The organism is Simiduia litorea (assembly GCF_042853465.1).
Taxonomy (GTDB): Bacteria; Pseudomonadota; Gammaproteobacteria; order Pseudomonadales; family Cellvibrionaceae; genus Simiduia; species Simiduia litorea.
In genome coordinates, this window is sequence record NZ_AP031497.1 from 1023158 (window position 1) to 1036877 (window position 13720).

General features: G+C 50.6%; 10 protein-coding genes. 7 read left to right on the plus strand and 3 right to left on the minus strand.

Going from position 1 to position 13720, the window contains the following annotated elements:
* Positions 1-102: 102 nt before the first annotated feature.
* The gene (miaB, locus tag ACGHTT_RS04540) at positions 103-1464 is read right to left on the minus strand and encodes a tRNA (N6-isopentenyl adenosine(37)-C2)-methylthiotransferase MiaB (RefSeq protein WP_390593787.1); all 1362 of its coding nucleotides are present in this window, start codon (positions 1462-1464) and stop codon (positions 103-105) included.
* Positions 1465-1654: 190 nt separating this feature from the next.
* On the opposite strand from miaB, the gene ACGHTT_RS04545 reads away from it, so the two are divergent.
* From ACGHTT_RS04545 to nhaA, 5 genes are all read left to right on the plus strand, one after another.
* A complete protein-coding gene (locus ACGHTT_RS04545) occupies positions 1655-1993 on the plus strand; it encodes a DUF1820 family protein (RefSeq protein WP_290261405.1) in 339 nt (112 codons plus the stop codon).
* A gap of 297 nt (positions 1994-2290) precedes the next feature.
* Complete coding sequence (locus ACGHTT_RS04550; RefSeq protein ID WP_390593788.1) at positions 2291-2902, plus strand: LysE family translocator; 612 nt, start codon at positions 2291-2293, stop codon at positions 2900-2902.
* Between the two features lie 3 nt (positions 2903-2905).
* Positions 2906-3628 carry a mechanosensitive ion channel domain-containing protein gene (locus ACGHTT_RS04555; protein WP_390593789.1) on the plus strand — a complete coding sequence of 241 codons (723 nt, stop codon included), beginning with the start codon at positions 2906-2908 and terminating at the stop codon, positions 3626-3628.
* A gap of 68 nt (positions 3629-3696) precedes the next feature.
* Entirely contained in the window at positions 3697-5616 is a 1920-nt protein-coding gene (locus tag ACGHTT_RS04560; protein WP_390593790.1) for a cation:proton antiporter, read from the plus strand.
* Positions 5617-5765: 149 nt separating this feature from the next.
* Positions 5766-7046 carry a Na+/H+ antiporter NhaA gene (nhaA, locus tag ACGHTT_RS04565; RefSeq protein WP_390593791.1) on the plus strand — a complete coding sequence of 427 codons (1281 nt, stop codon included), beginning with the start codon at positions 5766-5768 and terminating at the stop codon, positions 7044-7046.
* 45 nt (positions 7047-7091) lie between these two features.
* Here nhaA and ACGHTT_RS04570 read toward each other — a convergent pair whose 3' ends face one another.
* Both ACGHTT_RS04570 and ACGHTT_RS04575 read right to left on the minus strand, forming a co-directional pair.
* Positions 7092-8363, minus strand: coding sequence for an aminotransferase class I/II-fold pyridoxal phosphate-dependent enzyme (locus ACGHTT_RS04570; RefSeq protein ID WP_390593793.1), 1272 nt, complete (start codon positions 8361-8363; stop codon positions 7092-7094).
* A gap of 264 nt (positions 8364-8627) precedes the next feature.
* Positions 8628-9245 carry a TetR/AcrR family transcriptional regulator gene (locus tag ACGHTT_RS04575; RefSeq protein ID WP_390593794.1) on the minus strand — a complete coding sequence of 206 codons (618 nt, stop codon included), beginning with the start codon at positions 9243-9245 and terminating at the stop codon, positions 8628-8630.
* Positions 9246-9399: 154 nt separating this feature from the next.
* Here ACGHTT_RS04575 and ACGHTT_RS04580 point away from each other — a divergent pair, with 154 nt between their 5' ends.
* A complete protein-coding gene (locus ACGHTT_RS04580; protein WP_390593795.1) occupies positions 9400-10593 on the plus strand; it encodes an efflux RND transporter periplasmic adaptor subunit in 1194 nt (397 codons plus the stop codon).
* The gene (locus ACGHTT_RS04585; RefSeq protein ID WP_390593797.1) at positions 10593-13688 is read left to right on the plus strand and encodes an efflux RND transporter permease subunit; all 3096 of its coding nucleotides are present in this window, start codon (positions 10593-10595) and stop codon (positions 13686-13688) included. The genes ACGHTT_RS04580 and ACGHTT_RS04585 overlap by 1 nt, the downstream gene beginning before the upstream one ends.
* Positions 13689-13720: the final 32 nt, after the last annotated feature.

Below are 13720 nucleotides of genomic sequence, written 5' to 3' on the forward strand. Positions count from 1 at the left end.
CTTCCTTTGCGGTCGGTGTCATTCCAGATTACCCCATGGCAGGCATGGGTGGAATGACCCGAAACAGCTAATTTTTTATATTAATTAAGTTACTTATACCGATTAATCATCTAGTTCCGAGCTGATTAAGGTGCCGCGCAAGGAATTAGACAGCGCCTCTTCGATCAGAATATCGGCGAATTTACCTATTAATGCCGATTGATCTGAGCGGAAATTGACCACGCGGTTATTCTCGGTGCGGCCGGATAACTGACCGGGATCTTTTTTCGATACGCCAGTGACTAAGACGCGCTCGGTGTTGCCCACCATGGCGCGGGCAATCATTTGCGCCTGCTGGTTAATTTGATGCTGAAGCCGATGTAGGCGCTCCTTCTTCAGCGCTTCAGGTGTGTCGTCGGGCAGGTCTGAGGCAGGCGTGCCGGGGCGGCGGCTGTACACAAAGCTAAAGGACAGGTCGAAATTCATGTCGGTGATCAGCTTCATCGTGGCTTCGAAATCGGCCTCGGTTTCGCCCGGGAAACCGACGATAAAATCGGAGGAAAAGCAGATGTCGGGTCGAATTTTCTTCAGCCGGCGCAGTTTAGATTTGTATTCTAACGCGGTGTGACCGCGCTTCATGGCCGCCAGAATTCGGTCTGAGCCGCTCTGTACCGGCAGGTGTAAATGGCTAACCAGCTCGGGCACCTTGCCGTACACCTCGATCAAGCTATCGGAGAACTCCACCGGATGCGAGGTGGTGAAGCGAATCCGATCTATGCCATCTATGGCCGCCACGTAGGTAATGAGCTCGGCTAAATCGGCGACTTGACCGTCGGCTGTGTCGCCCCGGTAAGCGTTGACATTTTGGCCCAGCAAATTCACTTCGCGCACGCCCTGAGCGGCTAGGTGGGCCACTTCGGTGAGCACGTCAGCGAGTGGCCGCGACACTTCTTCGCCGCGGGTATAGGGCACCACGCAAAAGGTGCAGTATTTAGAGCAGCCTTCCATTATTGAAACGAAAGCCGTGGCGCCGTCGGCCTCGGGCTGTGGCAAGCGATCAAACTTCTCGATTTCAGGAAAGCTAATATCCACCACCACTGCGCCTGAGTCGCGCTTGGTTTCGATCATCTCTGGTAGACGATGCAAGGTTTGAGGGCCAAAAATGAGGTCGACAAAAGGCGCGCGCTTGCTGATGGCATCGCCCTCTTGGCTGGCCACACAACCACCTACGCCAATCACGATATCGGGCCGAGTTTCTTTATAGTTCTTCCAGCGGCCGAGCTGATGAAATAGCTTCTCTTGGGCATTTTCGCGGATCGAGCAGGTATTGATCAGCAATACGTCGGCTTCTTCTGGGTTGTCTGTGGTCACCATCTTATGGGAATCGCCCAGCAGATCGCGCATGCGAGCTGAATCGTATTCATTCATCTGGCAGCCGTGCGTCTTGATATAGAGCTTTTTAACGGCTTTCTCAGTGGTGGACATAGACAACACCTGTATAAAACTTGAACAATCGAAAAATGGCCGCGCATTATAGCGGGGCAGCAGGCCCTTGCCCAGTTGGCATTGCTGGGATTTGTGGTATCCTTGCGCGCCTTTCAGGTGACAGGGCCTTAGGGCCGGTACTTATGGTGTATCTTAGGTTTGTCGCCGTCTCCTTTTTAGTGTGTTTGTCATGTCGTTAAGTCCTACCTATAAAGTAATCTTCTATAACCAAAATCAGGTTTATGAAGTTTACGCGCGCGCCATCTATCAAAGTGAAATGTACGGTTTCATCGAAGTCGAAGAGTTTGTTTTCGGCGAGAAGTCGGCCATTGTGGTAGATCCCGGTGAAGAGAAGCTAAAAACTGAATTTGCCAAAGTAAAACGCTCGTATATTCCCATGCACAGCATTATTCGTATCGATGAAGTGGAGAAAGAAGGTTCTGCTAAGGTGGTGGAGATTAAAACCGGCGACAAAGTGACCCAATTTCCCTTTTCGGGTAATTTCCCTAAGCCGGCCAGCGATCAATAGCGGCGCGTTTGAGCGGTCTCTTGGCTGATTCCTGTGCGCTAATATCTATTAAAGTCAATGAGTTAGCTACTTGAGGCTGGGGTGCCTTAGGTTGAATCGCAGCCCACTTGTTCGCTTTTTGCCGCCTTGTGTCGCTTTTTGTTGCCGTGCAGCGCTCGGCTCTTTGAGCCAGCTTACATTTGCATCGATCGCGGGCGCTTTTACGTCAAAATAATACCGATTAATTCGCTCTTTCTACTTTACAGCTGGGAAAGCCTTAGCCCACAATGCCGGTTCCTTAGCTACCCACTAGGTCCAATGGACACCGGTCTTTTAGCGTTATTCGTTCCCATATTTTTTCTGGTTTCTATCTCCCCTGGCATGTGCATGACGTTGGCCTTGACCCTCGGTATGGCCATTGGCGTTAGGCGCAGTCTGTGGATGATGGCAGGCGAGCTCGCGGGTGTGGCCCTTGTGGCTATTGCCGCTGTGCTCGGTGTTGCCGCACTCATGCTTAATTACCCCAGCCTTTTTACGGTGCTGCGCTATGTTGGCGGCGCCTACTTATTGTGGTTGGGCTGGAAGCTCTGGCGCGCACCACCGCCTGATTTGAACCAGCAGAGTGCTACGCCGCAAACTCGCTTGGCTCTCGTGTTGCAGGGTTTCACCACGGCGGTGAGTAATCCGAAAGGTTGGGCCTTTATGGTCACACTCTTGCCGCCCTTTTTGCGCGATGATCTACCCTTGTGGTCTCAGCTTGGTGCACTGCTCGTCATCATCGTCACGATAGAATTTTGCTCGCTATTGCTTTACGCCAATGGCGGCAAGCATTTGAGTCGTTTTTTGGCCAGGGCGGGCGGCGCAAAATGGCTTAATCGTATCGCCGGCAGTTTGATGGTGCTGGTGGGTGTTTGGCTGGCAGTAGGGTAGCTCATGATGTTTGAAGGAATCGACCCAAGTATGTTTTTAACCTTAGTGATGCTGTCGCTCTACACCGCAGCATTTTTAGTTTTTCGTTATTTATTTGAGCGCGGTCTACGCAAGCTGGCGATAAAGCAGAATGTGGGTGAATTGGGCGTTGCTTTTGCGTTGCGCTCGCTTAATACCGTTTTGTTTGTTGCCTATGGCTTACTGGTGCTAGGTGTATTTGGCTTAGATTTCAGCGATGTTGAGGTGCTGCTGAGCTCTGTTTTCGCCGTGGTAGGTGTGGCTTTTTTTGCTCAGTGGTCGATTCTGAGCAACATCACGGCGAGTTCGATTATCTTCTTTAGCTTTCCTTACCGGGTTGGGGATTGGGTTCAAGTGGTAGAAAAAGATATCGATGTGGTGGGTTTGATTGAAGACATCAGTTTATTCCATGTGCTGATCCGCAATGCGCGTGGCGAGCTTATTACCTATCCAAATAATTTGATTTTGCAAAAGCCGGTTTTGCGTTTTAACGAAAAACCGCAAGATCAATTGCCGAGTACGATATCGGAAGAATTAGTGCCCTTTAATGTCGGACAGAAAATTCGCGTAGTAGCACTCGATCAAGTTACTGAGGGTTCGATTACGCACAAAAATCCTCAGCGTATCGTGCTGAGTGATGACGATGGCAAACTGTGTGTGTTGCCGACGGTGAGATTACAAAGATCGACAATTACCTTGCTGTCGTAAGAAAGGTTTCAGTTTTTGAGCGTTACTGATAAATGCGTTGCGATAGAAAATTAACGAGGAAAGCATAGATGAATATTGACCCGATGGTGTTGCTTGTAGGTGTGGGTCTATTGTCGATTACCTGCCAATATCTGGCTTTTAAAGTAAAAATTCCGGCCATTCTTCCGCTCTTGGTAACCGGTATTTTACTCGGGCCAACCTTTGGTGTGCTTGACCCCGATGCACTTTTCGGCGACTTACTTTTCCCGTTGGTTTCCTTGTCCGTTGCCATTATTTTATTTGAAGGTGCGTTGACGCTGAAGTTTGAGGACTTAGCGGGCCACGGCTCTATGGTGCGTAACTTATGTACGGTGGGCGCTGCTGTTACCTGGGCCGTGGCAACACCCGTGGCGCATTACGCGTTGGGTATGTCTTGGCAGATGGCGTTCCTGTTTGGCGCCATTGTGACAGTAACTGGGCCCACGGTGATTGTTCCCATGCTGCGCTCGGTAAGGCCGAGTGCCAAAGTGGCTAACATTTTACGCTGGGAGGGTATTGTTATTGACCCCATCGGCGCTTTGCTCGCTGTACTTGTTTACGAATATATTATCGCTGTGCAGGATGCTTGGACTCATACCTTGTTAACCTTCGGCTTGGTGTTAGGGGTTGGCTTTGGCTTGGGTGCGCTCATGGGCTATGGCATGGGGTTGGTATTGCGCAAAAACTGGGTGCCCCATTATTTGCAGAATACCGCAGTGCTGACCCTGATGTTAGGTGCCTTTGCGGGCTCTAATATGTTGGCACATGAATCAGGGCTTTTAACTGTGACCGTGATGGGCATGTGGCTAGCCAACATGAAAGATGTTGATGTTGATGACATCTTAGAATTTAAAGAAACGCTTAGTGTTTTGCTCATCTCGGCTCTGTTTATATTACTGGCAGCACGTTTAGACTTCGGCTCAATCATGCAAGTAGGGTGGGGCGCGATTTTAGTCTTGTTTGCTATTATTTTTATTGCTCGCCCTATTTCGGTGTTAATTTCTTCCGTAGGTACAGGCTTAAATTGGCGTGAGCTAGGCTTGTTAAGTTGGATTGCGCCGCGCGGGATTGTTGCCGCCGCCGTGTCGGCCTTGTTCGCGTTAAAATTGGAAACCTTGGGCTATGCAGAGGCCGACCTTTTGGTGCCGATGGTTTTCTTGGTGATCATTGCGACAGTCGTCTTGCAAAGTTTAACCTCTGTACATGTGGCTAATTTTCTCGGCGTACGGGCACCCGCACCCAATGGCTTTTTAATTTTCGGTGGTAGTAAATTTTCGCGCATGCTGGCTTTGGAATTGATTAATAAAAATATTCCAGTTCGCATCGCAGATACCAACTGGGATTCTATTCGTCAGGCGCGCATGGATAATATTCCCACCTATTACGGCAACCCTATTTCTGAGCATGCCCGCCGTACCATGGATTTATCCGCGATGGGTCAGGTTTTGGTTATGTCGCCCTACCGGCAGTTAAACCCCTTGGTGACCTATCATTTTGAACATGCCATGGGCAAAGGCTCAGTGTTAGGTTTGAGCGCTAACGAACAGGAAAGTCGAGCCAGTCATCAGGTCTCTGAGTCTTACGCTAAAAAGCTGGGGCTGTTTTCGGAATCGGCAACCTATGGGCGCTTGGCCAGTTTAGTGGCTAGGGGGGCGACCATGAAAACCACCAAGCTATCGGAGGCTTTCACCCTTGAAAAATATCACGAGACCTACGGTGCAAGGGCGTTGCCGTTATGTGCTATAGACCCTAATGGCCATATTTTTATTTATACCATCTCCCATGAATTTAAAACCAAGGCCGATTGGCAGATAGTGAGTTTGGTGACGCCCGAAACCGCAGAAGAGAAAGCGGCGCGCGAAGCGAAAGAAGAGGCGGCTCGATTGCAGAAAGAAGCCGATGAGCGGGCATTGAAAGAAGCTAAGCAGCGCGAAGCAGAAGGAGAAATGCCACCGGCCACCGAAGCGTAGATTGGTAGTACCTAGCCTTGGCCGTGCGAACGTTGGCGCCACGGGTTGGGATGTTAATATTTGAACGAATACTATCTTAAGCGTGTTTGGTATTTAACCGCGAAACTGGGTGGTAGATGTTCTTACGGTAAAGCAACTCTGGAGTAGTCATGTCATTTAGTAGCGCATTTCATCGATTTATAGCGAAGGAAACATCGGCAGGTATTGTCCTGATCACTGTGACTCTTGCGGCACTACTGATGAAAAATTCATGGATGAGTGGTTTTTATGATGGCTTTCTTCACACCCCTGTAGTCATTCAGTTTGGTGCACTGGAAATAGCCAAGCCGTTATTGCTGTGGATTAACGATGGTTTGATGGCGATATTTTTCCTCTTGATTGGTCTAGAGGTAAAGCGAGAGCTGGTTGAAGGCAATTTGAATTCCGTATCGCAGATGACGCTACCAGGTATTGCGGCTATCGGCGGCATGCTTGCGCCAGCTTTGGTGTATTGCTTTTTTAACTGGGGCGATGAAACGGCAATGCGTGGCTGGGCTATTCCAACGGCGACGGATATCGCATTTGCATTGGGGATATTGAGCCTGTTGGGCAATCGTGTGCCTCTATCACTAAAAGTATTTTTGATGGCGCTGGCTATTATTGATGACTTGGGCGCTATTGTTATTATTGCCCTGTTTTATACCGTGGAACTTTCTGCTTTATCGATTTGGGTCGCTAGTATTGCGCTAGTGACGCTCTTTGCGATGAATCGCTTGGGCGTTTTTAGGCGCGGTGCTTATGTCATTGTCGGTGTAGTGCTCTGGGTTAGTGTGCTGAAGTCAGGTGTTCATGCCACGTTGGCCGGTGTTGCGTTGGCGTTTATGATTCCACTTAAGTCTACCAACGATAAAGGCGAGGTGTTTTCACCGTCCAAAAAAATGGAACACGATCTGCATTATTGGGTCAGTTTTTTCATCTTACCGCTTTTCGCCTTTTGTAATGCGGGTATTGATTTGCGGACTATCTCGCTGAGCCAATTAGCCGCTGGCGCACCTATGGGTATTATTTTTGGCCTGTTTGTTGGTAAGCAACTCGGCGTGTTTGGCTTGAGTTGGTTGGCCATTAAGCTAAAGATTGCGAGCATGCCTAAAGGTGCTACTTGGGCATCGCTCTATGGCGTGGCGTTATTGACGGGGGTTGGTTTTACCATGAGTTTGTTTGTTGACTCCTTGGCTTTTGAAGATGAAGCTTTGTATAAAGGTGCAGACCGGCTCGCAGTTTTAATTGGATCTTTGATGTCGGGCGTGGCCGGCTATTTTATGTTGTATTTTGGCTCTAGGCCGCAAGAAGACGAGGATGTGATCTACTTACCGTCAAGTGTTGGTTCCACCATGGAATCGCTGACGCAGTCGGCTGCATGGTTTAAAGATCAGCCACCGAAACTAAAGTAAAAAAAAGAGGCCGTTAGGCCTCTTTTTTTTCGTGCGGCTACATGATTAGGCGAGTTGTTGGCGCACCGCCACGAGTTTTACACAGGTGACGAACACCTCCATGGCACCGACGACTTCTTGTACGCTTGGTACCGATGGCGCTATGCGAATGTTGCAGTCTTGCGGGTCTTTACCGTAGGGAAAGGTGGCGCCGGCTGGGGTTAGTTTGACGCCAGCTTCTGCGGCTAAACGAACAACGTCTTTGGCGCAATGGGGGCGGGTGTCGAAGGCCACAAAATAGCCGCCTGCAGGCTTTTCCCACGTGCCTAAATCTGTGCCGGTAAATGCGTCATCTAAGGCTTTTAACACAGCATCGAAACGCGGCTGCAAAATGCGCGCGTGTTTCTGCATATGCGCGTTTAGGGCATCAATTGTGGGAAGCAAACGCATGTGGCGTAATTGATTCACTTTGTCGGGGCCAATGCTTTGTGCATTGAGGAATTTTCGAAAGCCTTTGAGGTTGGCCTCGCTCATGGCCACGAAGGCGACGCCGGCGCCGGCATGGGTAATCTTTGACGTGGATGCAAATTGCAATACGGAGTCTTCTGTGCTGTGGGCGCGGCAAAACTCCATGATGTTTGCAAGAGGTAAAGCCGCCGCTAAATCATGTACCGCGTAGGCGTTGTCCCAGAAGACGCGGAAGCCATTACCGGCGATTTTTCCCAATTTCGCAATCCGTTCAACTACCTCGTCACTATAAATGACGCCGGTTGGGTTCGAGTACTTAGGCACGCACCACATACCTTTAATACTGCTATCGGCTTGCACCAAGGCTTCAACTTGGTCCATGTCCGGACCGTTGGCGGTCATCGCGACGGGTATCATGTCTATGTTTAGCTGTTCGCACAGGGTGAAGTGGCGATCGTAGCCGGGCACCGGGCAGAGAAACTTCATACGTTCAGCCTTAGACCAAGCACTTTCGGTGCTGGTGAAGCCAAACTCAACCGCGGTGATCAAGCATTGAAACATTAGGGTTAGACTGGAGTTGCCCTGCGCCAGCACTTCCGCCGGCTTTACGCCAAAGATATGTGCGCCCAGCTCACGGGCTTCCGCTAGACCATCTAAGCCGCCGTAGTTACGGGTATCGGTGCCATCGAGACTTTTGTAGTTTCCTTTCAGGATGCCGTCGAGTCCGTCGGATAAGCTCAGCTGTTCGCTGGAGGGCTTGCCGCGTGTGAGGTCTAGGCTCAGCTTCTTAGCAACGATAGCGTCGTATTCGGCGCTGAGTTGTTGTTCCCACTGGCGTAATTGGTCTTTGCTTGCGTTGTTTAAGTTCACGTTGGGCCTCGGTTTGTAATACGGCTACAAAAAACGGGCGGGATTATAAACGGCTTTTGCGCAACTTTTAATCGATTTTATCGATTAGGGCGCAATAATTTTATCACTTGGGGCATCGTAGGTGGCAGGCGTCCGGCTGTGGCTAGAATTCCAGCTTTTGCGCAAGGTAAGTTGTGTTTGCTAGTTACCAAGGGTCGAATTAACCCTTGGTGCCGAGAGAATTTGCAATAGGTCTTACTGCGGCTTACAGCGCTACTGCGGGTTCTAATAGAAGTGTAAAAACATTTCGACAGATTTTTCCAAGTATTGGTCTAGCGTGTCGAGATGGTCTTGGTTGGGAAGGCCGAGCAAGGCCATAAAGTGCGCGCTGCCTTTTAATAGGCAGAGCAATTGATCTGTGGCTATCCCGATATTCTCACAGTGGATAGTGCCCAGTTGATGTTGTCGCGCGAGGTAATTTTGCAGGCAGGACTCTACTTGTGCGGGCCCTGCGGAGAAAAACATGTCTGAAATTTCTGGATGCAGCTCGGCGTTAGTGGCACAGAGCCGACACAGTTGGATGGCTTCGCGGCTGAGTATCAACTCTTGGAAATGATGGGCAAAGGCGAGCAGTACGGTTTTCACAGGCTGGTTGTCGACAAAGATAGCTTCGTTCAAGGCGCTTGCTATGCAGCGATTTTCGATACAGAACTTGAATAAGTCATCCTTGGTGCCAAAGTGGCTGTATACCGTTTGCTTAGAGACACCCGCCGTTTCGGCCACTTGGTCCATGCTGGTACTGAGGAAGCCTTGTTCGGTGAATAGATGACTCGCAGCGTCAATAATCTGCTGACGCTTCTCTTCGCTACGGCCGCGGGTTTTATTTTTTGTCGTGTCGTTCATCGCGCTAGTCTAACTGAAAAAATAGTCTAAAAACAAACTAGACGGCTCAGTCTATTTTGTCTATTCTAGACTCTTGCGTCTATTTTGGCGTTAAGCGGGCTCGCCGTTTAAGCGCGATAGTCATTTTCACCCCTAGCGATAATTGAGGTTTTCCGTGCTCCAGGTTAATGATTCAAACGGCTTAACGCCCGGTTGGCTAAGATTTTTACGCCGCTACTGGGTGTTCGCGCCGGTGTTAATACTGGCATTCGCACTTGGGCTGTCTTCGTTATTGCGTCAACCGAATGCGGCTGAAGTGGAGAAGCATCGATTGCATGCGGCTGGACAGCTGCTACAGGAGCAGGCCAGTTATAACATCGAACGACGTTTTGCTGGCCGTGTTGCCGCAAGTCAAGATGCCGATGTGGGTTTCGAATTGGCGGGTCGGGTCTCGCAGTTATTGGTAAACGATGGTGACCGAGTACAGGCGGGCCAAGTGCTGGCGAAGTTGGACACCGAGTTGTTGGTGGCCGAGCGGGCGCAATTGCTTGCGCAACTCGATGATACCAAGGCGAGGCAATTATTAAATACCGCCAATATTAAGCGGCACCAGTCGTTACAGGCGAGCGGGTTCGCCTCTCAGCAGCGATTAGATGAACTTGAAACAGAGCAGAAAACCTTAACCGCGAGCTTAGATGCCTTAACTGCCAATCTCGATAGCGTCGACAGTCGCTTGCGCAAGGCTAACCTCAAGGCGCCTTATAGTGGTGTTGTAGCGCGCCGATTTGTCGATCAAGGCATGGTGGTTAATGCTGGCAGCCCGGTGTTGCGTTTACAGGAGTCTGGCGCAATGGAGGCGGCTATTGGCGTGCCGGTAACGTTTGCATTGAATTTGACTGCCGGTCAGTTGGTGCCTTTGTCGCTGCGCGGTAACATCTTTGAGGCGCGCATTATCACCGTGGGCTCTGATGTAAGCCCAGTGACGAATACCGTTAATGTACGTTTGTTGCTGCCGCAAAATACCTCGGCCTTTAACGGTGATTTAATCCAACTGGTGATGACCGAGTCGGTGCAAAAAACAGGGTTTTGGATTGCTGCAGATGCCATTACTGACGGTGTTAGAGGTCGTTGGACGGTTTATGTATTAGTCAAGGAGAGCGATGGCGTGTACCGCGTCGAAGCGCGGGATATTCAAATTGAGCATATGCTGGGTGATCGCATGTTTGCTTCGGGTGCGTTGGCCGATGGCGAATTAATAGTTGCTAATGGCGTGCACCGGGTTGTGCCAGGGCAATTAGTGAGTGTGAACCTGACGCCTGAAGCCGATGCCGAGGGCGCTACATCTGTGGTGTCCGAGGGGCAGCCATAATGGTGCGAGCATTTGTTGAAAATCCGCGCCTAGTTATTTTAGTTATTGCGGTTTTACTTGTGGGTGGTTTAGCGGCGGTGAATTCACTGCCACTATCCGAAGACCCATACATCACCGGACGCCACGCCACCATTCTCACGCCTTTTCCGGGCGCTAGCGCGGAGCGTGTCGAGGTGTTGGTAACCGAAAAAATTGAAAACAAAGTGCGTGAATTGGCTGAGCTGGAGTTGGTGACATCCGTTTCCAAGGCGGGTTTGTCGACACTTATGATCGAGCTGAAAGGCACTATTCCCCCCGAAGATGTACCCGGTCTATGGTCACGCACTCGAGCGCTCATCGACGAGGTGCAGACGCAAATGCCCGAGGGCGTTTTGCCAACGCGTATGTTAGATAATCGCTCTCACGCCTTCACTCGCATCCTAGCTTTGCAGTGGCACGGAAAAGGCGAGCCCGATATGGCGATTTTGGCGCGCTATGCACAAGAGCTGGAAAGTCGATTGCGGGGTTTGGCCGGTTCTTGGCGGGTTGAAAAATTTGGTGCGGCGCAGGAAGAAATTCAAGTTGCGATTGATAGTCACCGCGTTGCCAGTTTGGGGCTGACGCCTGCCGACATTGGCCACGCTATTAGTCGCGCCGACAGTAAAGTCGCGGCGGGTGAATTAAGTGCAGGTCACTTGTCTGTCGCCGTGGAAGTACGTGGTGAAATTGACAGCGTTGAACGCGTGCGTCAAGTACCGCTGCAGTCGCCAGCTTACGGCAGCCTTGTGGTTGGCGACATTGCGCACGTTTATCGCGCCGAGAAAACGCCTCAGGATAGCCTTGCGATTGTGCACGGCGAGCGCGCGGTGGTGGTATCAGTGTCGATGTTGGCGGATCAACGCATCGATCGCTGGAGTGAAAAAGTTGATCAGCGCCTACAGGATTTTGAGGCGATATTGCCGGCCAATATTCAATTACAAACCTTGTTTGATCAGCGCGGTTATACCGAGACGCGATTGAGCGACTTGATGGGTAACGTAGTCCTGGGCTTCACTTTAATCCTGTTGGTGCTGTTTTTTACCTTGGGTTGGCGCTCTGCCATCATCGTTGCCTTGGCGCTACCGTTGACGGCCATGTTTACTTTGGCAGTGATGAAGTTTTACGGACTGCCTATCCACCAAATGTCGGTTACAGGCTTGATTGTCGCGTTGGGTATTATGGTCGACAACGCGATTGTGATGGTGGACTCCATTGCCCGCGAACGTCGAGCCGGACACGCCCGCACAGAAGCAGTTCTGCGTTCGGTGCGCCACCTTTGGTTGCCTTTGTTGGGGTCGACGTTAACCACAATTTTAGCGTTTATGCCGATTGTGTTAATGCCAGGGCCGGCGGGGGAGTTTGTTGGTGGTATCGCATTATCGGTGATCTTTTCATTGGTCGGCTCTTGGATAATTTCACACACCTTAATCGCGGGCTTAGCGGGGCGTTGGCTGCCACAAGAGCAGAAAAGTTTGCGTTGGTTTGAATGCGGAATATCGGGCGCTAAATTTAGCGCAAAAGCTGAAAAGATGATCGCCGCTGCCATGCGTAGGCCCTTGGCAACCTTGGTAGCCGTGGCAAGTTTGCCGCTGCTAGGTTTTGTTGCGGCAGGGCATCTAACTGAACAGTTTTTTCCAGCCTCTGATCGCGATATGTTTCATATTGAAGTGTACTTGCCCGAGCAGGCGACAATTGATGCGACGCGTCAGGTGGTTGCCAATATTTCTGATTATTTGACGGCCGAAGTACCAGAGATTGAAGAGGCGCATTGGTTTATCGGTAGTGCCGCACCGGCTTTCTATTACAACTTAATGTTTGGCCGCGATGGTTCGGCTAACTACGCCCAGGCCATGGTGAAAACAGCACATTTCTCGATAGCGAATAAACTTATCCCCAATTTGCAGAAGCAATTGGATCAGCACTTTCCGAGCGCACAAATACTGGTGCGCAAACTGGAACAGGGGCCGCCGTTCGAGGCGCCCGTGGAAGTGCGCCTCTTTGGCCCTAGCCTCGATGTCCTTAAAGCCAAGGGTGATGAAGTACGTGCGGCCATGGTTGCTGTGCCGGCGGTGACTCATTCTCGCGCCTCTTTAGCCGCCGCGGTGCCAAAACTTTGGTTAGATGTCGATGAAGATGTGGCCAAGCGGGCGCAGTTGCAACTGGTGGACTTGTCACAGCAAATGCAAAATGCGCTCGATGGTTTAGTGGGTGGCTCGCTGATCGAGGGCACAACACAAGTGCCGGTGCGGGTCCGTTTGCAAGCCCAGCAACGTGTTGATTTAGATGTACTACAGCAGTTTCAATTTGTGGCCGGTGTCGTTGCCGATGATCGCGCTGTACCCTTAACATCTGTCGCTGGTCTCGATGTAGAGCCAGCTCAAGCCACCATCACACGTCGCGATGGCGAGCGGGTAAATACTTTACAGGCATTCATTCGCGACGGTGTCCTGCCGGCGACGGTATTAACGCAGTTACAAACCCAGCTCGATGCACAAGGTTTTCACTTGCCGCCAGGTTATCGATTAACCTTTGGCGGTGAAAGCGCTGAACGCGATGAGGCAGTGCACGATCTCATGGGCTCGGTGGGTCTTATTTTGACCCTGCTGGTGTTGGTGGTGGTGTTAAGTTTTAACTCTTTCCGGCTCAGTGCGATTATCTTTGCGGTGGCCTTTCAATCCATAGGCTTAGGTTTATTATGCGTGTACTTGTTTAACTATCCTTTTGGTTTTACGGTGATCATCGGTCTGCTAGGTTTGATGGGGCTGGCGATAAATGCGGCCATTGTTATTTTGGCTGAGCTTAAATCTGATGCTAATTCTGTGCGCGGTGACGAGGCTGATATTGTTGCCGGTGTGATGCGCTGTGGTAGACATATTGTATCTACCACAATCACCACCGTAGGCGGCTTTTTGCCATTAATTTTGGCCGGTGGTGGTTTCTGGCCACCCTTTGCCATCGCTATCGCAGGCGGTACAGTGTTGACTACGCTGCTATCATTTTTATTTGTGCCTGCGGCGTTTGTGTTATTTGCACGTAGGCGTGCTTTTGACCAGGCCGTAGATCAAGCGCTAGCCTAGTACTCATCAATGAGAGTGTTGGTGGCGACGTT